Source organism: Cupriavidus basilensis (genome assembly GCF_000832305.1).
Taxonomy (GTDB): Bacteria; Pseudomonadota; Gammaproteobacteria; order Burkholderiales; family Burkholderiaceae; genus Cupriavidus; species Cupriavidus basilensis_F.
Window position 1 is genome coordinate 3,448,217 of sequence record NZ_CP010536.1, and the last position, 21,967, is coordinate 3,470,183.

The 21,967-nt window shown below is 66.3% G+C and carries 19 protein-coding genes; 3 read left to right on the forward strand and 16 right to left on the reverse strand.

Annotation, left to right across the window (positions count from 1 at the left end):
- Positions 1-76: 76 nt before the first annotated feature.
- From RR42_RS15940 to apbC, 15 genes are all read right to left on the reverse strand, one after another.
- Positions 77-2,341 carry an arginine/lysine/ornithine decarboxylase gene (locus RR42_RS15940; RefSeq protein WP_043348756.1) on the reverse strand — a complete coding sequence of 755 codons (2,265 nt, stop codon included), beginning with the start codon at positions 2,339-2,341 and terminating at the stop codon, positions 77-79.
- Positions 2,342-2,483: 142 nt separating this feature from the next.
- Positions 2,484-3,050, reverse strand: coding sequence for a dCTP deaminase (dcd, locus tag RR42_RS15945; protein WP_017230746.1), 567 nt, complete (start codon positions 3,048-3,050; stop codon positions 2,484-2,486).
- Positions 3,051-3,242: 192 nt separating this feature from the next.
- Positions 3,243-4,073 carry a formate dehydrogenase accessory sulfurtransferase FdhD gene (locus RR42_RS15950; protein ID WP_043348761.1) on the reverse strand — a complete coding sequence of 277 codons (831 nt, stop codon included), beginning with the start codon at positions 4,071-4,073 and terminating at the stop codon, positions 3,243-3,245.
- A 69-nt stretch (positions 4,074-4,142) separates the two neighbouring features.
- Positions 4,143-4,682 carry a superoxide dismutase family protein gene (locus tag RR42_RS15955; protein ID WP_043348765.1) on the reverse strand — a complete coding sequence of 180 codons (540 nt, stop codon included), beginning with the start codon at positions 4,680-4,682 and terminating at the stop codon, positions 4,143-4,145.
- Between the two features lie 13 nt (positions 4,683-4,695).
- Positions 4,696-5,097: a hypothetical protein gene (locus tag RR42_RS15960; RefSeq protein WP_043348767.1), complete on the reverse strand. Its 402-nt coding sequence runs from the start codon at positions 5,095-5,097 to the stop codon at positions 4,696-4,698.
- 36 nt (positions 5,098-5,133) lie between these two features.
- A complete protein-coding gene (locus tag RR42_RS15965; protein WP_043348771.1) occupies positions 5,134-6,345 on the reverse strand; it encodes a formate dehydrogenase subunit gamma in 1,212 nt (403 codons plus the stop codon).
- A 52-nt stretch (positions 6,346-6,397) separates the two neighbouring features.
- Positions 6,398-6,631 carry a hypothetical protein gene (locus tag RR42_RS15970; protein ID WP_043348774.1) on the reverse strand — a complete coding sequence of 78 codons (234 nt, stop codon included), beginning with the start codon at positions 6,629-6,631 and terminating at the stop codon, positions 6,398-6,400.
- The gene (gene fdh3B, locus RR42_RS15975) at positions 6,628-7,293 is read right to left on the reverse strand and encodes a formate dehydrogenase FDH3 subunit beta (protein WP_043348778.1); all 666 of its coding nucleotides are present in this window, start codon (positions 7,291-7,293) and stop codon (positions 6,628-6,630) included. The genes RR42_RS15970 and fdh3B overlap by 4 nt, the downstream gene beginning before the upstream one ends.
- A gap of 103 nt (positions 7,294-7,396) precedes the next feature.
- Entirely contained in the window at positions 7,397-10,420 is a 3,024-nt protein-coding gene (locus tag RR42_RS15980) for a molybdopterin-dependent oxidoreductase (protein WP_043348780.1), read from the reverse strand.
- 55 nt (positions 10,421-10,475) lie between these two features.
- On the reverse strand, positions 10,476-10,694 hold the full coding sequence (locus RR42_RS15985; RefSeq protein WP_043348783.1) for a formate dehydrogenase: 219 nt from the start codon (positions 10,692-10,694) through the stop codon (positions 10,476-10,478).
- A gap of 135 nt (positions 10,695-10,829) precedes the next feature.
- Complete coding sequence (locus RR42_RS15990) at positions 10,830-11,468, reverse strand: TorD/DmsD family molecular chaperone (RefSeq protein ID WP_043348785.1); 639 nt, start codon at positions 11,466-11,468, stop codon at positions 10,830-10,832.
- A gap of 32 nt (positions 11,469-11,500) precedes the next feature.
- Positions 11,501-13,672, reverse strand: coding sequence for a 4Fe-4S binding protein (locus RR42_RS15995; RefSeq protein WP_043348790.1), 2,172 nt, complete (start codon positions 13,670-13,672; stop codon positions 11,501-11,503).
- A 100-nt stretch (positions 13,673-13,772) separates the two neighbouring features.
- Positions 13,773-14,396, reverse strand: a complete 624-nt coding sequence (locus tag RR42_RS16000; protein WP_082054915.1) for a DUF3306 domain-containing protein — start codon at positions 14,394-14,396, stop codon at positions 13,773-13,775.
- A 16-nt stretch (positions 14,397-14,412) separates the two neighbouring features.
- Positions 14,413-14,985 (reverse strand): DUF3305 domain-containing protein, encoded by a 573-nt coding sequence (locus tag RR42_RS16005; protein WP_043348792.1) that lies wholly within the window; start codon positions 14,983-14,985, stop codon positions 14,413-14,415.
- Between the two features lie 5 nt (positions 14,986-14,990).
- Positions 14,991-16,079 (reverse strand): iron-sulfur cluster carrier protein ApbC, encoded by a 1,089-nt coding sequence (gene apbC / locus RR42_RS16010; RefSeq protein ID WP_043348796.1) that lies wholly within the window; start codon positions 16,077-16,079, stop codon positions 14,991-14,993.
- A 324-nt stretch (positions 16,080-16,403) separates the two neighbouring features.
- Here apbC and RR42_RS16015 point away from each other — a divergent pair, with 324 nt between their 5' ends.
- The 3 genes from RR42_RS16015 to RR42_RS16025 all read left to right on the forward strand — a co-directional run bounded on the left by RR42_RS16015 (position 16,404) and on the right by RR42_RS16025 (position 21,423).
- A complete protein-coding gene (locus RR42_RS16015; protein ID WP_043348800.1) occupies positions 16,404-17,036 on the forward strand; it encodes an OmpA family protein in 633 nt (210 codons plus the stop codon).
- A gap of 323 nt (positions 17,037-17,359) precedes the next feature.
- Positions 17,360-19,429, forward strand: coding sequence for a methionine--tRNA ligase (gene metG / locus RR42_RS16020; protein ID WP_043348804.1), 2,070 nt, complete (start codon positions 17,360-17,362; stop codon positions 19,427-19,429).
- 131 nt (positions 19,430-19,560) lie between these two features.
- Positions 19,561-21,423, forward strand: coding sequence for a SulP family inorganic anion transporter (locus tag RR42_RS16025; RefSeq protein ID WP_082054916.1), 1,863 nt, complete (start codon positions 19,561-19,563; stop codon positions 21,421-21,423).
- On the opposite strand, the gene bamE is transcribed toward RR42_RS16025, so the two are convergent.
- Complete coding sequence (bamE, locus tag RR42_RS16030) at positions 21,420-21,962, reverse strand: outer membrane protein assembly factor BamE domain-containing protein (RefSeq protein ID WP_043352217.1); 543 nt, start codon at positions 21,960-21,962, stop codon at positions 21,420-21,422. The genes RR42_RS16025 and bamE overlap by 4 nt on opposite strands.
- Between the last annotated feature and the right edge of the window lie 5 nt (positions 21,963-21,967).

Below are 21,967 nucleotides of genomic sequence, written 5' to 3' on the forward strand. Positions count from 1 at the left end.
GGCTTCAGTCGCCGGCATGGAAAAAGGCCTCGGGTTCCGTTCAAACCCGAGGCCTTTTTTGATTTCCGTGACTGCGTTACTTCACGCAGTCGACGAAATACGCCTTGCCACCACCCTCGACCTCTTCCTCGACCAGGCCGTGGATGTCGGTCTCGAAGCCGGGGAACAGCTTGTTGAACTCGCGTGCGAACTTCAGGTACTGCACGATGATGCGGTTGAAGCGCTCGCCCGGGATCAGCAGCGGAATGCCCGGGGGGTAAGGCGTGAGCAGGATGGCGGTGACGCGGCCTTCCAGTTCGTCGACGGCCACGCGCTCGATCTCGCGGTGCGCCATCATGGCCCACGCGTCCGACGGCTTCATCGCCGGTTCCATGTCCGACAGGTACATCTCGGTGGTCACGCGGGCCACGTCATTGGCCTTGTAGACGCTGTGGATCGCGTCGCACAGGTCGCGCAGGCCGAGCTTTTCGTACTGAGGATGCTTGCCGACGAATTCCGGCAGCACGCGCCACAGCGGCTGGTTCTGGTCGTAGTCGTCCTTGAACTGCTGCAACTCGGTCACCAGCGAGTTCCAGCGGCCCTTGGTGATGCCGATGGTGAACATGATGAAGAACGAGTACAGCCCGGTCTTCTCGATGATGATGCCGTGCTCGGCCAGGTATTTGGTGACGATAGCCGCGGGGATGCCGCGGTCGCTGAACTCGCCGTCCACGTCCAGGCCCGGGGTGATGATGGTGGCCTTGATCGGGTCGAGCAGGTTGAAGCCGTCGGCCAGGTCGCCGAAGCCGTGCCAGCGTTCGTTGGCCTTGAGCATCCACTCTTCGCGGTCGCCGATGTCGTCCTCGGCCAATGCCTCGGGGCCCCACACCTTGAACCACCAGTCGCCGTTGTTGCCGGCATCGTAGTCGCCTTCGACCTTGCGCATGGCGCGGCGGAAGTCCATCGCTTCCTGGATGCTTTCTTCGACCAGCGCGGTGCCGCCCGGGGCTTCCATCATTGCCGCCGCCACGTCGCACGACGCAATGATCGAGTACTGCGGGCTGGTGGACGTGTGCATCAGGTATGCCTCGTTGAACCGGTAGCGGTCCAGCTTGCGCGTGTCCGAATCCTGCACGAGGATCTGCGAGGCCTGCGACAGGCCGGCCAGCAGCTTGTGCGTGGACTGCGTGGCGAACACCAGCGCGTCCTTGCTGCGCGGGCGGTCGCGGCCGATCGCGTGCATGTTGTGATAGAAGTCGTGGAATGCCGCGTGCGGCAGCCAGGCTTCGTCGAAATGCAGCGTATCGATCTCGGTGGCCAGCATTTCCTTGATCTGTTCGGCGTTGTACAGCACGCCGTCGTAGGTGCCCTGGGTGATGGTCAGGATGCGCGGCTTCTGGTTCTTGGCCTGGCTGGCGAACGGGTGCGCGGCAATCTTGCGGCGGATGGTCTCGGGATCGAACTCGCTCTTCGGGATCGGGCCGATGATGCCGTAGTGATTGCGCGTGGGCATCAGGAACACGGGAATCGCGCCCGTCATCATGATCGCGTGCAGGATCGACTTGTGGCAGTTGCGGTCCACCACCACGATGTCGCCCGGCGCCACGTTGGCATGCCACACCATCTTGTTCGAGGTGGATGTGCCGTTGGTGACGAAGTACATGTGGTCGGAGTTGAAGATGCGCGCGGCATTACGCTCCGAGGCCGCCACCGGGCCGGTGTGGTCGAGCAGCTGGCCGAGCTCATCGACGGCGTTGCAGACGTCGGCGCGCAGCATGTTCTCGCCGAAGAACTGGTGGAACACCTGGCCAACCGGGCTCTTCAGGAACGCCACGCCGCCGGAGTGCCCCGGGCAGTGCCACGAGTAGGAGCTGTCCTGCGCGTAGGCGATCAGCGCCTTGAAGAACGGCGGCGCCAGCGAATCCAGGTAGACCCGGGCTTCGCGGATGATGTGGCGCGCGACGAATTCCGGCGTGTCCTCGAACATGTGGATGAAGCCGTGCAGCTCGCGCAGGATATCGTTGGGGATATGCCGCGAGGTGCGTGTCTCGCCGTACAGGAAGATGGGCAGGTCGGTATTGCGGCGGCGCACTTCGTTGACGAAGGCGCGCAGCTTCTCGATGGCCGCGGCTTCGGGCCGGTCGTCTTCGCTGACGAACTCGTCGTCGTCGATCGACACGATGAACGACGAGGCGCGGCTGGACTGCTGGGCGAAGGAGGTCAGGTCGCCATAGCTGGTCAGGCCCATCACCTCCATGCCTTCTTGCTCGATGGCCTGCGCCAGCGCGCGGATGCCCGAGCCGGAAATGTTCTCGGAGCGGAAGTCTTCATCGATGATGATGACGGGGAAGCGGAATTTCATTTGGCATCCTTGGACGGCAAGAAGGACTTGAGCCACATGGCCCGGGGATTCGTCCCCCTGGGTCGGCATGTGGCTCGACGTTCAGGCTTGGCGCGCGGCCCCGGGGTTTCCCGTAACACCGCAACGCGCGCATTGTATGCGATCAGGTCTTCGGCAGTGTGACACCTTGCTGACCCTGGTACTTGCCACCGCGATCGCGGTAGGAAGTCTCGCAGATCTCATCGCTCTCGAAGAACAGCACCTGGGCACAGCCTTCACCGGCGTAGATCTTGGCAGGCAGCGGCGTGGTGTTCGAGAACTCCAGCGTCACATAGCCTTCCCATTCCGGCTCGAACGGGGTCACGTTGACGATGATGCCGCAGCGCGCGTAGGTGCTCTTGCCCAGGCAGATGGTCAGCACGCTGCGCGGAATGCGGAAATACTCCATCGTGCGGGCCAGCGCGAAGGAGTTCGGCGGAATGATGCAGACATCGCCCTTGAAGTCGACAAAGGACTTTTCGTCGAAGTTCTTCGGATCGACGATGGTGCTGTTGATATTGGTGAAGATCTTGAATTCGTCGGCGCAGCGGATGTCGTAGCCGTAGCTCGAGGTGCCGTACGAAACGATCTTGCGGCCGTCTTCTTCCCGTACCTGGCCGGGCTCGAAGGGCTCGATCATGCCGTGCTGTTCCGCCATGCGGCGGATCCACTTATCGGATTTGATGCTCATAGGGGTATCGGGATGAACAAATGAGGGCAGGCTCGGACGCGGTCCATGCTGACCGGGAACACTGCTCGCATTTGCTCACAGGCGCGCCGGACCTGCCGGGGCCTTGCGATGGGCCGCATTGTACAACCAAAATCCGGCATCACCGCCCTAAATGCCGCCCCGGCCCCACAACGGGCCATCCGCCCCCGGGCGTCAGGCCGTGGCTTGCTCCGGCAACTGGTGCCGGAAGCGTTCGCGGCCGGTGTAGAGCAGGAAGTGGCGCCCCGTGCACCGGGCAAAGAGAGCCAGGTTGACGCGCCGGGCCATCTGGTAGCCCATCTGCGTGACGCCCGAGCGCGACAGCAGGAAGGGAATGCCCATCTGGGCGCCCTTGATCACCATCTCCGAAGTCAGCCGCCCGGTGGTGTAGAACACTTTGTCGGCGCCGCTCATGCCTTCGAGCCACATCAGCCCCGCGATGGCATCCACGGCGTTGTGCCGGCCCACATCCTCGATGAACATCAGCAGCTCGCGCCCGCGGAACAGTGCGCAGCCATGCACGGAGCCCGCCTGTTTGTAGACCGACTGCTGCAGCCGGATGGTGTCGACGATGCCGTATAGCGTTTCCTGGTCCAGGGTGGCGTCGTCCGGCAGCCGGATGTTGTCCACGTCGTCCAGCAACGAGCCAAACACGGTGCCCTGGCCACAGCCGGTGGTCACCACCCGGCGCGCCGTGCGCGCCTCGATGCGATCCACGCCCGTGCGGGTCGTGACGGCGGCGGATTCGGTCTCCCAATCGACCTGGATCGCAGCGATATCCTCGACCGATTCGACCAGGCGCTGGTTGCGCAGGTAACCCAACACCAGGGCCTCGGGCGCCCCGCCCAGCGTCATAAGCGTCACCAGTTCGCGCTTGTCCAGGTAGACCGTCAGCGGGCGCTCGCCGGGCAGGAAGGCCTGCCGCAAGCGCCCCTGCTCGTCGACCACCTCGACCTCTTCGATCAAGGGGACGCACGCGTGGGTCATGTCAGGGCGCAGGGGCATGGGCGTTGGGGATACGGGATGGGCGGCGCGCGCCGGGATCCGCCGGCCCGCGCTGCCCCGCCCCATCCGTCAGGACTTGGCGATCACGCCGCAAGCAATGCGGCCGCCGGAGTTGCCGGTGGGCTGGGTCTTGTAGTCGTCCGGGTCCTTGTGGACGACCACCGCGCGGCTCATCAGGCTGGTTGAGCCCGGGGCCAAGGTCACGCCGGTCAGCTCGAAGCTGGCCTGGGCGCGGCCGGTGGCGTCGGCCTTGAGGTTGATGATGTCGCCGGCATGATGGTCGGGCATCGACATCGAGCCGTGTGGCTTGGCCGTCGGGTTGAAGTGGCCGCCCGCGCTCATGGCGTCGGGGGCCGAGCAGTCGCCCTTCTCGTGCACGTGGAAGCCGTGCTCGGTATTGGGCGGCAGGCCGGTTACGTCGGCCTTGACCAGCACCGTGTCACCGCGCTGGGTGAAGGTGATGCTGCCCTGCGTCGCGGTGCCGCTCTTGGACGCCAGCGCGGCGACCGCGGTATCCGAACCGCCCATCCCCATGCCCCCGCAACCGGCCAGAGTGCCTGCCAGGGTGCCCGCTACAGCCAGACCGAAAAGTACACGTACACGCTTCATGCCGAACCTCCTCTCACGGTGATGTCCGGGGCGATTGTACCGCTCCCGTGCCCGGCGCTGCGGCCGGTTTGTGATCCGAAGGCGCCGCGACGGGTGCAGTGGAAGGCCCTCCAGCAGTGCTGACAGCAGCTTGCTCAGCCGGCGCTTGCGCCACGAACGGGCCCGGATCGGCGCACGGCGCGGCCGCGGCAGCCGCCGGCACCGCCTTGCCTTTGGCCTGCATGTCGCTGTAGTAGTGCGCCGCCGCCTTGTCTTGCGCTCGGCAGAGCTGATAAGCGGCCACCTTGTCGGCCCAGCCGGCGCGCGCCTTGGCCTCGTCGGCCTTGAGCTTTTGCGCCTCCGTGGGCGGCGGCAGCTTGGCCAGGGCACCTGTGCCGCCAAGGGCCAGGGCGAGCATCAGCAGAATGCGGTTCATGGATCGGGCTCCTCGTTGGGGATCGGCCGTGCGCGCTCAGACTTCGCCCGGGCTGGCCCGGCCGCCAGCGCGCTCGCCCGGCTCCGGCTCGGCCGCGCGCTGCGCGGCGATCTTGCCTGCCTTGATATCGTCGTACCAGAGCTCGTGGTGCTCCTTGGCCCAGGCCTCATCGACCCAGCCGTCACGCATGGCGCGGTAGGCCCCTTCCATGCCGATGGTACCCATGTAGATATGGCCGCAGGCCATGGCGATCATCAGCACCGCCGCGATGCCATGGATGACGTTGGCAACCTGCATGGTGGCGCGGTAGAAATCCATGCCGGGCACGATCATGTCGAGCACCCAGCCGGAGGCCGACAGGATCAGGCCGAAGACCACCAGCCCGCCCCAGAACCAGGCCTTCTCGCCAGCGTTGAAGCGCCCGCTTGGCACATGCTTGCCAGACACGAGCCCGCCGAGCTTGATGAGCCACTGCCAGTCCTCCCGGGCGGGGAAGTTGTCGCGCACGAAGATCACGAAGCCGACGATCACCGACAAGGTAAAGACCGGGCCGACGATGTTATGGACGTTCTTCAGCAGGTAGGTGAGCCAGCCGAACAAGGTGTGGCCCATCAGGGGCAGCAGGAAATGCTTGCCGAACAGCATCACGATGCCCGAGACCGCCAGCGTGACGAATGAAATCGCCATGGTCCAGTGCACCATGCGCTCCAGCGGCGTAAAGCGCTGGATCATGCGGCCGGTACGCAGCGTCTTGAGCGGGATCGTGCCGCGCCAGAAGAAAAAAGCCAGGATCGCGGCGGGCACCACCACGATCAGCCAGCCGCCCCAGACGGTGATCACCCCGTTGCGCAACAGGCGCCACTTCTGCCCGGTGCGCTGGATCAGCACCCCGGCTTCCTTGGCTGGCAGGCTGCTGTAGTGCGCCTGGTCGGAATTCGCTTCCCGCCAGACCGGTGCGTTGTTGCCCGGTTGCTCCTTGCTACGCGCCTGCTGGGCCTGCGCCTCGGCTGCGATATCGCGGCGTGGCACGTTGAAGATGTTCTCGGAAGCAATGCCCGCGAAGGGCTGGGCCGGATGCGTGGCGGGGTTGTTGGCCTCGGCGGGCACGCCGGCCGCCTGCGGCGCGGAGGCGCTCTGGGCCGGGGCTTGGGCTTGCGCCCGCGCGGCCCCGGGCGGCGCCAGCAAGGCCAGCGCGCAGGCCACCCCCGCCAGATAGCGGAACCAGCCAGGATTGAGCGTCGGCTTCATATGCCCTCCATCGGGTCGGCCAGGGTGCGCCCCGGGCGTCGCATCGCCGCTGTCATGGCGTGCGCTTGTATTCGTTCTGGTACTGGTTGCGCTCGCGGATCTGGTTTTGCCAACTGGTCTTGTCGCCCGGTGTCCAGCCCTTGGCCACGAAGGGATCGCCCGGTGCGCCCTCGTACGCCGGCGCGTCGGATTTCTTGTGCGCCGCCGTGGCGGTCTGCGCGCGCTCGCCGCAGGCGGCCAGCGCGGTGCAGCCGGCGGCCAGCAGGATCAGCAACAAGCGGGTCATGATGGCTGCGCTCCTGAAGCGGGTGGCGCGGCGGGCGGCGCCGCGCCCGCGCCCGCGGCACCCTGCGTGGCGCCCTTGTTGCCGTAAGCCGTGCCCCAGCCGAACACATCGCCGCCCTTGCCGCGCTTGATCACGCGGTTGCGCAGTATGTCGGCAATGACGTCGCCGTCGCCGCCCAGCAGCGCCTTGGTCGAGCACATTTCCGCGCACAGCGGCAGCTTGCCTTCGGCCAGCCGGTTGCGTCCGTATTTCTCGAATTCTTCGTCGCTGCCGTTTTTCTCCGGCCCGCCGGCGCAGAACGTGCACTTGTCCATTTTGCCGCGCACGCCGAAGGTCCCGGCGCTGGGGAACTGGGGAGCGCCGAACGGGCAGGCGTAGGAGCAGTAGCCGCAACCGATGCAGATGTCCTTGTCGTGCAGCACCACGCCGTCTTCGGTACGGTAGAAGCAGTCGACCGGGCACACCGCCATGCAAGGCGCGTCCGAGCAGTGCATGCACGCCACCGAGATCGATTTCTCGGCACCGACGATGCCGTCGTTGACCGTCACCACGCGGCGCCGGTTGACGCCCCACGGCACCTCGTGCTCGTTCTTGCAGGCGGTGACGCAGCTGTTGCACTCGATGCAACGCTCGGCGTCACAGATGAATTTCATGCGTGCCATGGTCGTTCCTTGCCCTTGGTCTCTGTCCCTGTCGCCATCTCTGCCGCAATCTCTGCCACTAACTCTGTCGCTATCTCGATGTCGATGTCGATCACAACCGCATTCAGGTGAACCGTGCGATCTGGCAGATCGTGGTCTTGGTTTCCTGCATCATCGTCACCGAGTCATAGCCGTAGGTGGTGGCGGTGTTGATGGCCTCGCCGCGCACGATCGGCATCGCGCCCTCCGGGTAGTAGTCCTTCAGGTCCTTGCCCTGCCACCAGCCAGAGAAGTGGAACGGGATGAAGGCGGTATCCACGCCGACGCGCTCGGTCACCAGCGCGCGCACCTTGATGTGCGCGCCGGTGGGCGTGCTGACCCAGCAGTAGTCGCCGTTGCGGATGCCGCGATCGGACGCCGCGCGCGGGTTGATCTCGACGAAGTTCTCCTGCTGCAACTCGGCCAGCCACGGATTGGACCGGGTTTCCTCACCCCCGCCCTCGTACTCGACCAGGCGGCCGGAGGTGAGAATGATCGGGAACTTCTCGTAGAGCTTGTTCTCGACGTTGCGCTGCTGCAGCGACTTGTACAGCGTGGGCAGCCGCCAGAACGCCATCTTGTCGTCGTGCGTGGGGTACTTGGCGACCATGTCGGGCCGGGTGGAATACAGCGGCTCGCGGTGCTGCGGGATCGGGTCGGGGAAGTTCCACACGACGGCCCGCGCCTTGGCGTTGCCAAAGGGATGGCAGCCATGGTTCTTCAGCACCACGCGCTGGATGCCACCGGACAGATCCGTCTTCCAGTTCTTGCCCTCGGCCTTCTGCTTCTCTGCGTCCGTCAGCTCATCCCACCATCCCAGCTTCTTCAGCAGCACGTGGTCGAACTCCGGATAGCCGGTGGTAATGTCCGCGCCTTTCGAGTACGAGCCGTCCTCGGCCAGCAGGCTGACGCCATCGCGCTCCACGCCGAAGTTGGCGCGGAAGTTGCCGCCGCCGTCCATGACGTTGCGGCTGGTGTCATACAGGTTGGGCGAGCCGGGGTGCTTGAGCTCCGGCGTGCCATAGCACGGCCACGGCAGCCCAAAGTAATCGCCGGTCAGGTCGTAGCCGGTCAACGGATCCTTGCCGCCCAGGCAACGCAGCGTGCGCACGTCGAACTTCTCCATATTGCGCATATGCGACTTGAGCCGCTCGGGAGATTGCCCGGTGTAGCCGATAGTCCAGTTGCTGGCGTTGATCTCGCGCAGGATGGATTCGACTTCGGGCTCCATCCAGGTCCGGCCCGCGCGCTTGACCTCGTTGAGCTTGAAGTTCTTCGACAACTCCTTGCCAAAGCCGAGCCGGTCGGCGAAGGCCTGCATGATGGTGTGGTCCGGCATCGACTCGAACAGCGGCTCTATCACTTTCTCGCGCCACTGCAGCGAGCGGTTGGAGGCCGTGCAGGACCCGGTGGTCTCGAACTGCGTGCAGGCCGGCAGCAGGTAGACCGCGCGGTTCGGGTTGACCTTGTCGCCCTCTGCCGGCGGCATGTTGGCCATCGCGGCAGTGGCTGACGGATAAGGGTCGATCACCACCAGCAGGTCGAGCTTGTCGAGCGCCTTCTTCATCTCCAGGCCGCGCGTCTGCGAGTTGGGCGCATGGCCCCAGAAAAACACCCCGCGGACGTTGTTGTCCTGGTCGATCAGTTCAGGCTTTTCGGTAACGATATCGATCCAGCGCGACACCGTGGTGCCGGACTTCTCCATCATCGCCTGCGAGGCGTACTGCTTCTTGATCCATTCGTAGTCGACGCCCCACACCGCGGCGAAGTGCTTCCACGCCCCGGTGGCCAGGCCGTAGTAGCCCGGCAGGGAATCCGGGTTGGGGCCCACGTCGGTCGCGCCCTGCACATTGTCGTGGCCGCGGAAGATGTTGGCGCCGCCGCCCGACACGCCGATATTGCCCAGCGCCAGCTGCACCAGGCAGGAAGCGCGCACGATGGCGTTGCCGATGGTGTGTTGGGTCTGGCCCATGCACCACACCAGCGTGCTGGGCCGGTTCTTGGCCATGATCTCGGCAACCTGGCGGACCTGCGCCTCGGGCACGCCGCAGACTTCCTCGACCTTGTCCGGCGTCCACTTGGCGAGGACTTCCGCCTTGACCTTGTCCATGCCGTAGACGCGATCGTTGATGTACTTCTGGTCTTCCCAGCCGTTCTGGAAGATGTGGTACAGCACGCCGAACAGGAAGGCGATATCGGTGCCCGAACGGACCCGTACGTAGTGATCGGACTTCGCGGCCGTGCGGGTGTAGCGCGGATCGACCACGATCACCTTGCAGCCGTTCTCCTTGGCGTGCAGCAGGTGCAGCATCGACACCGGATGCGCCTCGGCCGCGTTGGAGCCGATATACAGCGCCGCGCGGGCGTTCTGCATATCGTTGTACGAGTTGGTCATTGCACCATAGCCCCAGGTATTGGCCACGCCGGCCACCGTGGTGGAGTGGCAGATGCGTGCCTGGTGATCGGTGTTGTTGGTGCCGAAGAAAGATACCCACTTGCGCAGCAGGTAGGACCCTTCGTTGCTGTGCTTGGAAGAACCGACGAAGAACATCGAATCCGGCCCGGTCTGCTGGCGGATCTCCTTCATCCTGGCGGTGATCTCGTCAAGCGCCTGGTCCCAGCCGATGCGCTGGTACTTGCCGTTGACCAGCTTCATCGGGTACTTCAGGCGGTACTCGCCGTGGCCGTGCTCGCGCAGCGCGGCGCCCTTGGCGCAGTGCGCGCCCATGTTGATCGGCGAATCGAAGACCGGGTTCTGGCGTACCCACACGCCGTTGTGCACCACGGCATCCACCGCGCACCCCACCGAGCAGTGGCCGCACACGGTACGGCGCACCACGATGTTGCCCTTGTCCTCGCCGCCGGCCGCCGCACCTGAAGCATCCGCGGCATCGGCCCGGCGCAACAGCGTCAGCTGCGAAGCCGCCAGCCCCGCGCCCACCCCGATGCCGGAGCGCTTGAGAAAGCTGCGCCGGTCCATGGTGGGCATGGCACCCGCCAGCCCGGCAGCCAGACGCTCGGAGAGCCGGCCGCCAGCGCGCTCGCCCGAGCCGCCAGCCAGTTGCGAAGATGCGCTGCCCTGCGCCGCGCGTTTGCGGGTCAAGATCATGTATCACCCCAGGATGGAAACGAGGTAGAGCGAGGCGTGCGCCAGGCGCGGCCACTCACACCAGCGTAGTCCGGTAGTACTTGCGAATATGCTCTGTGACCCGGTAACCGTCGCCGTCGGTCGACGTGACATCGGGAATGGCCGCCGCCAGGCTGGGCACGGCGGGCATGGCCGGACCGCGCGAAGTCAGCGCGGCGGCAGCGCCGGCAGCGGCAACGACCCCGGTGCCGGCAAGGAAGGCACGGCGCGCGGCCTTCGGCTGTTTGTCTTTCATTTGGGGGGCTCCTCGGCCGCTCCAGACCGATTACCAATCCTGTTATGAACGCTACTGCCTATTTTAGAATGATATGTGTCGAAAGACCATGACTCCCCGGGATTTCCATGATGGCAATCAAGAGCTTGCGTGCGATCAATGCATTTCCAGCGCGATCGCCTCGACCGCCATGAAGGCCTTCAGCAGCGCGGCCACGCGGGCGTAGAGGCACGCTTGCGGATGTGCCGCCGCGCTGTCGCACAGGGTTTCCACCCATGACTGCAGATGGCGCGAGAAAAAGTGCTGCTGCTCGGCAAGGTTGGACACGCCGGCGTCCTCGCCCGCCACCAGAAAGCGCATCACCTCGCACAATGTGGCGATGTGATCCTCGGTTTCGCTGACATTGTCCTGGCGCACCAGGCCATAGCGCGCCAGGTCGTCGCGCAGCGCCACCAGCGGGCGCTCATTGAGGAAGCCGGTCTGGTAGTAGGAGCCGTACAGCAGGACTTCCGGCTTGCCCACGCCGACGAACAATTGCTGGTATTCGTCGCTGGCTTGCTCGGCCGTGGTGACCGATGCTGCGTCGCACAAATCGTTCCAGGCGTCGCCCAGCGGCGTGGCGGCGTCCTCGCCGTGCGCGCGGTTGGCGGCGATATGGTGCAGCAGCGCGGCATCCGGCGCGCGATACAGCAGCGTAGCCAGCAGGCCGTACAAGTCCGCCCGGGCGGTGTCTTCTGCGTCGGGCGCCGCGTGGGCGACCGGAGGGATCAGCTGGATAGGCTGGAAATCTGTCATGTCGTGATGATTCTCAAGGATGGCCTGCTTGGCTACTGCAAGGCGTTGCCGCTGGCCTCGCCGCTGTTCTTTTCCATCATGTCGACGACGCGGCAATCGCCGCACATCTTCAGGCGCTCAGCGGCCTCGCCGGCAAACGCCGGGTGGCTCCCCAGCCGGGCCAGCATGGTGTGCACCATCTGGGCGGTGCCGAACGGCTTGGCGCAGCGGATGCAATGGAAAGGCTGGGTCTCGGCCAACGTCACGGTACGGCGCGCTTGCTCACCGGTTAGCAAGCGCGGCACCAGGGTGATGGCGTCTTCCGGGCAGGTCTTCTCGCACAAGCCGCACTGCACGCAGTTGCGCTCCAGCAAGCCCAGCACCGGCCGCTCGGGATTATCGCGCAGCGCTTGCGCGGGGCAAGCGCCAACGCAGGCCATGCACAGCGTGCAGCGCCCGGTGTCCACCGCCACCGCGCCCAGCGGCGCCCCGGCAGGCAGCGCAACGCTGGCGGCCGGGCGCGGCGCATTGCGCACGAGATGATCAAGCGCAAAATCCAGCGTCTCGCGCTTGGCGGCCGCCGCGTGGAACGCGGCGGGTGGCGCGGCTGGCCGGTTGCTCCCCGGCGCGGCCAGGGCCGATAGTTGCGCGTCCAGCGTGGCGGCATCCGGGCCATCCACCAGCGACAGGCATTCGCCGTCATAGCCGAGGCCCGCCAGAATGGCCTGCCCCACTGCTACCTGAGCGGCCAGCGCCGTACGGTATTGCGGGGCTTCGTCACCGGTGAGCATCACGGCGACGCGGCCCGCGCCCCAGCAGATGGCCGCCAGCCACAACTCAAGCCCGCACGCGGCCGGGTGGAACAAGCCCACCGGAATCACATTGGGCGGCATGCCGTGGGCTTGGCCGGCGCGCGCGGCGCGGCCCAGCGCCAGGATGGGCGCATTGCCGTGTTCCTCGCCATGCAGCAACAGCGCAGCGTCGCGCCCGCCCGCAGCGCGGTAGGCCGAGAGCAGGGTGCGCAAGCGCTCGCCGAGGTGATCCGGCTTGGGATAGGCATAGCTGATGGCGCCGCTCGGGCACACCGTGGTGCAGGCGCCGCAGCCCATGCACAGGTTCGGCGTGACCTCAATGCGGCCGCGCCCGTCGTGCCATTGCGAGTGGATCGCTTCGGTGGAGCAGATGTCGATACAGGCCGTGCAACCCGTGGTCTGGTTGCGGCCATGCGCGCAGAGTTTCTCCTTGTACTGGAAGAACTTCGGCTTCTCGAACTCGCCCACCAGCTGGACCAGCGTCAATGCCTGCGCCTGCTGGCGCAGCGCATCCGCGCCGGCGTACAGGTAGCCCTGCGGCGGCGCGTGCATGCGAAAGGCGGGCGTGTCGGCCAGGTCGAACACCAGGTCGAAGCGTTCCGTGGCAATGGCGGCCGGGCGGTCGAAGTCGATCGCGGCGGCGGCGCCGCAGGCCTTCACGCAAGCGCGGTGCGAGCGGCAGCGGTCCAGGTCCACCTGGTAGCTGAAATCGATGGCGTCTTCCGGGCAAGCGTCGATGCAGGCATTGCAGCGCGTGCACAGGTCCAGGTCGATCGGGTTGCTGCGTCCCGCACCGGTCTCCCAGCTGGCCTCGAAGGCGCCCAGCCAGCCGCCGAGCTTGACCAGCTTGCCGCTGTGCACGGGGAACGCCCGCGAGGCGGGCAAGCCGGCCGGGGCCATGGCCCCGGCGGCGGCGCTGAGCAGGACCGCAACGTCCAGGCCGGCTTCGGCCAGCTTGCCGGCCCAGGGGATCGCACGGTCGGCGGGGCCTAGCACCAGCACGGCGCCGCCGGACCGGTAGTCCACCACGGGCACCGGATCCGGGTCCGGCAGCGCGGCGGCGGCCAGCAGGGCAGCGATCTTGGCGTTGGCGGTTTTCGGGTCGCGCCGCGCCCCCTGCGACCAGCCACCGGTCTCGCGAATGTTGACGAAGCGCACGGGCGCGGTCATGGTGCCCTCGGCCTGGCGCCGGGCGGCTACCTCGGTAAACAGCGCGCGCTCCTGCGTGCAGGCCACGATGACATCGTCGGTGCCGGCGAGCGCAGCGGTGAAATCGCCAATCTCGCGGCGGCACAGCAGACGATGGACCTTGAGCGGCGTCTTCACGCCACCCGCGGGCACGGGAACATTGCCCGACAATGCCGCCCCGTCAAGCGGCATCGTGTCGTTGCAATTGCAGATCAGCGTCGGCATGGGGAGTGCGGCTGGCCGGCCTGGCCGCCCCCTTGGTTGGGAGTCTTGCCGCCGGCGGAATATGGGGGAAGCCTATTGTAGGCCGCGCCGCGGGCAGCGACTACGCGTGTTTGCCTGGGGCGCAAAGGCCGGCCGGGGACGCGGCAGGAGGCAAGCTGTCATCGGTGGCGGTGGCGGTGGCAATGCCAGCTTCCCCGGCCTCGCCGGCTGGTTGTGGCAACGCCGCGGGCGGTTCGGGCGGCACCGGGACAGCGTCCTGCGCATCAAGCCCTTCTTGCTGTGCGCGAGCCGCCGCCAGTTCCTCGTCGGTGGGCGCGAACAGCCCCAGCGTCTCGGACTGGCGCATGCGCCGCAGCACATCCAGCGGAATCGGATCGGGCTGGCTGTAGTCGTCGATATAGGTATCGAGGCCGTCCATCACGTTGAAATGCGGATCGGCGAACAGCGTCTTGAGCGCGGCGCGCTTCACGTTTTCGTCCACGCCGCGCGCGACGAAACGAGCGATGCTGTCGCCCGGCCGCAGCAAGGCGGCATCGGCTAGCGTGGGGAGCGGTTCAGCGGGTGGGGTTGGAACGGGGTCTGGCAGTGCCTGGGCTACTGGCGCATCCCTGCCGGGAGCCACGGCCGATTCCGGGGGCAGACGGGGCGCAGCCTCAAGCGGCTTGCCGTCGCGCGCCGCAGCCTTGCGGCGGGACCAGCGCGACAGAAAGGAAGCATCGCTCATGCGCGGCCTGCCTGCATCAGTAGCGCGCCCTGTCCTGCGGCGCCTTGAATGATTCCGGGCGCCGGCGTTTCTTGGGCTCGGGGCGGTAGTACTGGGCCACGTAGGCTTGCAGCCAATCCAGCTGCTCAGGGGCCAGCGGTACGTTCTCGACGGTTTCGCCGGCGTCGAGCCAGCGTCCGGCCTCGTTGTAGGATAGCGTCACCGTCACCGGCACCGGCAGCGGCTCGCCGTCGCGCGACGTCGGTACGGCAGCCTGCCCGCCCTCCTCTGCCATTCGCCACAGCACGAACCAGCAGGGCGCGGTGGAAGTGAGGTTGAGGTAGTAGCCCTCGGCCTCGTCACGGAACAGCGTGACGGCGTAGCCCGGGTACAGCCAGCGCGCGCCGTGTTCGTCCTGCGCCAGGCAGTGGGGCACGGCGCCGAACTCGCCAAGATCCGGCAGCACGGTGTCGAGTTCCCATTTCCAAGGCTGCCAGCGGCTAGCCAGCGGCACGCGGCGCATCACCACGGCCATGGTCACGCCAGGCCGGCCGGCGGGCACGGCGCCGGAGGCCGGGTTGCCTGCAGCAGAGTCGGCTGGCGTGTCCATGGGGATCAGGTGTTCTGCACCACGATGCTGGGGAACTTGCTGGTCATGTCGCGGGCGCGGTCGGCCACCTTGACGGCCACCTTGCGCGCCATGGCGCGGTACAGCTCGGCGATCGGGCTGTCAGGATCGGACACCACCGTGGGCCGGCCGGTATCGGCCTGCTCGCGGATCGAGCGGTTAAGCGGCATGCTGCCCAGCAGGTCCACGCCGTAGTCCGCGCACATCTTCTCGCCACCGCCTTCGCCGAAGATATGCTCGACGTGGCCGCAGCTCGGGCAGCAGTAGACAGCCATGTTCTCGACGATGCCAAGGATAGGGATGCCCACCTTCTCGAACATCTTCAAGCCCTTCTTGGCGTCCAGCAGGGCGATATCCTGGGGTGTGGTGACGATGACAGCACCCGTCACCGGCACTTTCTGCGACAGCGTAAGCTGGATGTCGCCGGTGCCTGGCGGCATGTCGACGATCAGGTAATCGAGATCGTGCCAGTTGGTCTGGCGCAGCAATTGCTCCAGCGCCGAGGTCACCATCGGGCCGCGCCACACCATCGGGTTGTCCTGCTCGATCAGGAAGCCGATCGAGTTGGCCTGCAGGCCGTGGCCTTCGAGCGGCTCCATGGTCTGGCCATCGGACGACTCCGGGCGGCCATCGATGCCCAGCATCATGGGCAGGCTCGGGCCGTAGATGTCGGCGTCGAGCATGCCCACGCGGGCACCCTCGGCGGACAGCGCCAGCGCCAGGTTGACGGCGGTGGTGGACTTGCCCACGCCGCCCTTGCCCGACGCCACGGCGATCACGTTCTTGACGCCCGGCAGCAGCTTGACGCCGCGCTGCACCGCGTGGGCCACGATGTGCATGCTGACGGCCACGTTGGCATTGGCCACGCCGGGCAACTGGCGCAGCGCATCCACCACTTGTTTGCGAATCGGTTCCAGCTGGCTCTTGCCGGGATAACCCAGCTCCACTTCCAGCGACACATCGCCGCCTTCGACCCGCACATTGCGAGCCGAACGGGTGGACACCAGATCCCGGCCCGTGTTGGGGTCGATCACGGTGCGCAGGACTTCGGTAACCTGGTCGACGGTGAGGCTCAAGACAATCTCCGCTACTGAATATGGGAATATGGGGGAAGGCGCGTACTTTATCAAAGTATGAGCGAAGTGCGGCGCAAGGGTAACGTGAGGGTAATGCGTGGGCGGCAAGCCCATATTCCGCACGTGGAATTACACGCACTTACAACTGTCACAGCAACAGGCTTGTGCACCCGGCATCATCTCCTTATTGTAGTGCGCCAGGAACGCGAGCCCGGTGAATACGGTCCGGGCCCTTGTATTCAGGTGCCTTCCGCGTTATTTCTAGCAATGTTGCGCGCACCACTTCAAAATCAGCCAAAAAAGCTTCGTCCTGAAGGAGAAAACATGAAACTCAAGCTCGTCAGCCTGGCCATTGTCGCCACCCTTGCCGCCGGCTGCGCCACGGAACAAGGCACCCAGACCGCGGTCGGCACCGGCGTGGGCGCTGCGGTCGGCGCCGGCCTGGGCAACCTGATCGGCGGCAATACCACCGGCACGCTCGTCGGCGCCGCGGTTGGCGGGGCCCTGGGTGGGGCCACGGGTTACAACTGGAACGCAATCCGCGGCAAGCTGAACAAGGACACGGCGGGCACGGGCACGCAGATCACCGAGCAGCCGGACGGCTCGCTCAAGGTGAACATCCCCAGCCAGGTGACCTTCGATACGGACAGCGCCAGCATCAAGCCGTCGTTCCGCTCGGTGCTCGACCAGGTCTCGCAGACCCTTGCCCAGCAACAGGACGTCTCCGCCACCGTGGTAGGCCATACCGACAGCACCGGCAACCCGAACTACAACATGCAGCTGTCGCAGCGCCGCGCCCAGAGCGTCGCAACCTACCTGGGTGACCGAGGCGTTGCCCGGACCCGCCTGGCAGCCGAAGGACGGGGCCAGACCCAGCCGGTCGCGGACAACGCCACCGAGGCCGGGCGCGCACAAAATCGCCGGGTCGAAATTTATTTGAAACCAATTCAGAGATGATGCGGTCATAGAAACAGGTACCGCTTGTCACCGTTGCTGGCTCGCGATGGGTGGCTGACCTCCCGGGCGGTACCTGATTTCTCCTCCTTTTCCGTTGTGGAAAGCTGCGCCGGCTCTGACCGGCGCTTTTTTTGTCCTCAGCTTAATGAGTGGCTTTTGCATCACTAAATACTACTCAAAGCCCTCTCTTCCCCCTGTGCGCCGCCGCAGTGCACGCGCTGCCCGCCCCGCTTGTTAGAATAGCCCTCTCACGGTGCCCGCCCGACTTTGGCGGCGACGCCCCCGCCTTACCGTCCAACCCCCTCCTGACCGGCAATTCTTCCATGACCGCACGTCGCATCCTCGTTACTTCCGCCCTGCCCTACGCCAACGGCCAGATCCATATCGGCCACCTGGTGGAGTACATCCAGACCGACATCTGGGTGCGCTTCCAGCGCATGATGGCGAACGAGGTCTACTACGTCGGGGCGGACGATACGCACGGCACCCCGGTGATGCTGCGGGCCGAGAAAGAAGGCATTACGCCCAAGCAGCTGATCGATCGCGTGTGGACCGAGCACAAGCGCGACTTCGACAGCTTCATGGTGTCGTTCGACAATTACTACAGCACCGACTCGGACGAGAACAAGCAGCTCTCCGAGAAGATCTACCTGGCGCTGAAGGCCGAGGACCTGATCGCCGAGCGCGAGGTCGAGCAGTTCTACGACCCGGTCAAGAACATGTTCCTGCCGGACCGCTTCATCAAGGGCGAGTGCCCGAAGTGCGGCGCCAAGGACCAGTACGGCGACTCGTGCGAAGTCTGCGGCACCACCTACGTGCCCACCGACCTGAAAAACCCGTACTCGGTGGTGTCGGGCGCCACGCCGGTGCGCAAGTCCTCCGCGCACTACTTCTTCAAGCTGTCCGACCCGCGCTGCGAAACCTTCCTGCGCGAGTGGGTGGCTGACCTGGCCCAGCCGGAAGCGGCCAACAAGATGCAGGAATGGCTGGGCGCCGAAGGCGAGGCGTCCACGCTGTCCGACTGGGACATCTCGCGCGATGCGCCCTACTTCGGCTTCGAGATTCCCGGCGCTCCCGGCAAGTATTTCTACGTGTGGCTGGATGCACCGATCGGCTACTACGCCAGCTTCAAGAACCTGGCCGAAAAGAAGGGCATCGATTTCGACGCCTGGGTAGGCCCGCACTCCACCGCCGAGCAGTACCACTTCATCGGCAAGGACATCCTGTATTTCCATACGCTGTTCTGGCCAGCCATGTTGCGCTTCTCTGGCTACCGCACGCCCACCAACGTGTTCGCGCACGGCTTCCTGACGGTGGACGGCGCCAAGATGAGCAAGTCGCGCGGCACCTTCATCACCGCGCAGAGCTATATCGACACCGGCATGAACCCGGAATGGCTGCGCTACTACTTCGCCGCCAAGCTCAACGCCAGCATGGAAGACCTCGACCTGAACCTCGATGACTTCATTGCGCGCGTGAACAGCGACCTGATCGGCAAGTACGTCAACATTGCCAGCCGCGCCGCCGGCTTCCTGGTCAAGCGCTTCGACGGCGTGGTGGACGAGGCCGCGCTGGCCCACCCGCTGCTCAAGCAATTGCGGGAAGCCGCGCCGCAAGTGGCACAGTTCTATGAAGCCCGCGAGTACAGCAAGGCGCTGCGCCTGGTGATGGAGCTCACGGATTCGGTGAACGCCTTCGTCGACACGGAGAAGCCGTGGGAGCTGGCACGCGACGACAGCAAGCGCGCGGCCCTGCACGCTGCCTGCTCGGTCTCGCTGGAAGCCTTCCGCCTGCTCACCGTCTACCTCAAGCCGGTGGTGCCGCAAATGGCCGCTGGGGTTGAGCGCTTCCTCAATATCGAGCCGCTGGACTGGCGCGGCATCGACAAGCAACTGTCGGCTTCGCGCCCGGTGCAGCCGTATTCGCACCTGATGACGCGCGTGGATGCCAAGCAGGTCGATGCGCTGCTGGCGGCCAACCGCGACTCGCTGCAGGCCACCGCGCCCGCCGGTGAAGCGGATGGCGCCGCCGCATCGATCGAGCCCATCGCCGACACCATCACGATCGACGACTTCGCCAAGATCGACCTGCGCGTGGCCAGGATCGTGGACTGCCAGAAGGTGGAAGGATCGAGCAAGCTGCTGCAGCTCACGCTGGACCTGGGCGAAGGCAAGACGCGCAACGTCTTCTCCGGCATCCAGTCGGCCTACACGCCCGAGCAGCTGGTGGGCAAGCTCACCGTGATGGTGGCCAACCTGGCTCCGCGCAAGATGAAGTTCGGGCTGTCCGAGGGCATGGTGCTGGCCGCATCGGCAGCGGATGAGAAGGCCACGCCGGGCCTGTGGATCCTGGAGCCGCACGAAGGCGCCGTGCCGGGCATGCGCATTGGCTGACCCGCGGGGGCGGTGAGGCGCGCCAGCGCCGAGCCGCCAACGCGCCATGGCGCCGGCGCCGATTGACGCCACGCCGCCGGGAAGCCCATACTGCACCCATGCCCGACAGGGTGTTGATGGGATTTCCTGGCATGCCCGACAGCGTTCCCGGCCACGCCCCTTCTGGCACGCCAGCGCCGCCGCCCGCTGGCGGCAGGCTGCGCCTGCGCCAGCCCTTCCCCCTCGCCGCCTTCCACCCGCGCCTGCTCGACAGCCTGCGCGACTACAACCGCGCCCTCTTCTTCAAGGACCTCGCCGCCGGCCTCACCGTGGGCGTGGTGGCGCTGCCGCTGGCGATGGCCTTTGCCATCGCCTCCGGGATGCCACCGCAGGCCGGTCTGTTTACCGCCATCATCGCGGGCTTCCTGATCGCCGCGCTGGGCGGCTCGCCGGTGCAGATCGGCGGTCCCGCCGGCGCCTTCATCGTCATCGTCTACGGCATCGTGGCGCGCTACGGCGTGGCCAACCTGCTGATCGCTACCATCCTGGCGGGCGGCCTGCTGTTCGCCATGGGGCTGTTCCGGCTAGGCACCCTGATCCGCTTTATCCCCGTGGCCATCGTGATCGGCTTCACCAACGGCATCGCGGTGCTGATCATGGTCTCGCAGATCGCCGATTTCCTTGGCCTGCAAACCGGCAAGCTGCCTGGCAACTTCCTTTCGCAGATGCGTGTGCTGGGGCGCGCCCTGCCCACGGTGTCCTGGCCCACGGTAGCGCTGGCGGTCAGCTCGCTGGTGGTGGTGGCGGGCTGGTCGCGCCTGGCCCTGCTGGCAGGCAAGCGCTGGCGCCCCGTATCGACGGTTGCGGCAAACCCGGCAAACCCGCCCAATGCGCACGGCCGCCTTGGCCGTGCGCTGGCCATGGTTCCCGGCACGGTGATAGCGCTGGTGCTAGCCACCGCGGCCAATGGCCTGCTGCACTTGCCGGTGGAGACCATCGGCACGCGCTTCGGCGGTATTCCGCAGGGCCTGCCGCCGTTTGCGCTGCCGCAACTGAGCTGGCAACTGGTCCAGCAGCTGGTGGCGCCCACCCTGACCATCGCCCTGCTCGGCGCCATCGAATCGCTGCTCTGCGCACGCGTGGCCGACAGCCTGATCGACGACCGCCACGATCCCAACCAGGAGCTGATGGCGCAGGGCATCGCCAATATCGTCACGCCGTTCTTCGGCGGCCTGCCGGCCACGGGCACCATCGCCCGTACCGTCACCAACGTGCGCAGCGGCGGGCGCACGCCGGTGGCTGGCATGATCCACGCCGCCACGCTGTTGCTGATCGTGCTGGTGGCGGCGCCACTGGCCAGCGCCATCCCGCTCGCCACGCTGGCCGCCATCCTGCTCTACGTGGCGTGGAACATGGGCGAGTGGCATATGTTCGGGCTGACGCACCTGAAGCGCTACAGCAACAACTACCGCATCATCCTGCTCGGCACCTTCGTGCTGACCGTGGTGTTCGACCTGACCGTGGCGGTGCAGGTAGGACTGGTGCTCGCCTGCCTGTTCTTCATCTACCGCATGGCCGCGCTCACGCAGATCGAGGCGATCGCGCCGGCCGCGCTGCCCCCGGCGGCCGACGGCAGGCCGCTGCCGGCCGGCGAGGTGGCGGCCTATCACATGACCGGCGCGCTCTTCTTCGGCGCCGTCAACAAGGTGGAAGCGCTGATCGACCCGCGCGACCGCACCCAGCCGGTGCCGGCGGTGCTGATCCTCGACGTGGGCAAGCTGGTGGCGCTGGACACCACCGGCCTGGACACACTGGACGCCTTGCGCAAGACGCTGGCGCGGCGTGGCGGCACGCTGGTGATCTGCGCCGCGCCGGCACAGGTGATGTCGCTGATGCGGCGCGCGGGCTTCCTGGAACAGATGGGCACGGCAAACTATTGCGACACGCTGGCCGCAGCCTGTGCCAGGGCCGGCGTGTTGCTCGCCGAGCGGGCCGAGCGGCCCGCTGCAGGCTAACCGCCCTGCAGCCTCTCGTCGCTGCGCGAGGTGTGCGTCACCTTGCCATCGGCGTTGAAATGCACGTTGAAGAACGCCTTCTCCTGCGCGCTTTCCCACCAGCGGTAGCCCCACACCTCTTCCTTCTTGAGCGCGAAGGCTTCCACCTTGGTAGGCTTGCCGACCAGGCGGCGGATATCGTCTCGGCTCATGCCGGCGCGCACGCGCGCGAAGTTCTCCGCGGTCAGCACCTGCTCGATGGCGCGCACCTTGCCATCGGCGCCGATCGTCACCATCCAGGTGGTGGCGCCTTCCGGGCCGCGCGGGTATTCCAGCCGGCGGCCGCCGTCCTCTTCTTCCCAGGTGATCTCCGGGCGCCCGGCCTGCTTGCGCACGTCGTCCTCGCTGGATTCGCCCACCACGATGCCCTTGAACAACTGGCTATCGGGCTTGACCGAGTTCCAGGTGGCGTGCGCGGTATCGCCCGCCTTCTTCATCGCTTCGTCGACCTTTTGCTGGTCGCACCCGAACAGGGCAAGCACGGAGGAAATCAGTCCCATGGCGG

Bases quoted from the DNA above. Each gene is read 5' to 3' on its own strand.
- RR42_RS15940 (WP_043348756.1), bottom strand. From the start codon at position 2,341: ATGAAATTCCGCTTCCCCGTCATCATCATCGATGAAGACTTCCGCTCC.
- dcd (WP_017230746.1), bottom strand. From the start codon at position 3,050: ATGAGCATCAAATCCGATAAGTGGATCCGCCGCATGGCGGAACAGCAC.
- RR42_RS15950 (WP_043348761.1), bottom strand. From the start codon at position 4,073: ATGCCCCTGCGCCCTGACATGACCCACGCGTGCGTCCCCTTGATCGAA.
- RR42_RS15955 (WP_043348765.1), bottom strand. From the start codon at position 4,682: ATGAAGCGTGTACGTGTACTTTTCGGTCTGGCTGTAGCGGGCACCCTG.
- RR42_RS15960 (WP_043348767.1), bottom strand. From the start codon at position 5,097: ATGAACCGCATTCTGCTGATGCTCGCCCTGGCCCTTGGCGGCACAGGT.
- RR42_RS15965 (WP_043348771.1), bottom strand. From the start codon at position 6,345: ATGAAGCCGACGCTCAATCCTGGCTGGTTCCGCTATCTGGCGGGGGTG.
- RR42_RS15970 (WP_043348774.1), bottom strand. From the start codon at position 6,631: ATGACCCGCTTGTTGCTGATCCTGCTGGCCGCCGGCTGCACCGCGCTG.
- fdh3B (WP_043348778.1), bottom strand. From the start codon at position 7,293: ATGGCACGCATGAAATTCATCTGTGACGCCGAGCGTTGCATCGAGTGC.
- RR42_RS15980 (WP_043348780.1), bottom strand. From the start codon at position 10,420: ATGATCTTGACCCGCAAACGCGCGGCGCAGGGCAGCGCATCTTCGCAA.
- RR42_RS15985 (WP_043348783.1), bottom strand. From the start codon at position 10,694: ATGAAAGACAAACAGCCGAAGGCCGCGCGCCGTGCCTTCCTTGCCGGC.
- RR42_RS15990 (WP_043348785.1), bottom strand. From the start codon at position 11,468: ATGACAGATTTCCAGCCTATCCAGCTGATCCCTCCGGTCGCCCACGCG.
- RR42_RS15995 (WP_043348790.1), bottom strand. From the start codon at position 13,672: ATGCCGACGCTGATCTGCAATTGCAACGACACGATGCCGCTTGACGGG.
- RR42_RS16000 (WP_082054915.1), bottom strand. From the start codon at position 14,396: ATGAGCGATGCTTCCTTTCTGTCGCGCTGGTCCCGCCGCAAGGCTGCG.
- RR42_RS16005 (WP_043348792.1), bottom strand. From the start codon at position 14,985: ATGGACACGCCAGCCGACTCTGCTGCAGGCAACCCGGCCTCCGGCGCC.
- RR42_RS16015 (WP_043348800.1), top strand. From the start codon at position 16,404: ATGAAACTCAAGCTCGTCAGCCTGGCCATTGTCGCCACCCTTGCCGCC.
- metG (WP_043348804.1), top strand. From the start codon at position 17,360: ATGACCGCACGTCGCATCCTCGTTACTTCCGCCCTGCCCTACGCCAAC.
- RR42_RS16025 (WP_082054916.1), top strand. From the start codon at position 19,561: ATGCCCGACAGCGTTCCCGGCCACGCCCCTTCTGGCACGCCAGCGCCG.
- bamE (WP_043352217.1), bottom strand. From the start codon at position 21,962: ATGGGACTGATTTCCTCCGTGCTTGCCCTGTTCGGGTGCGACCAGCAA.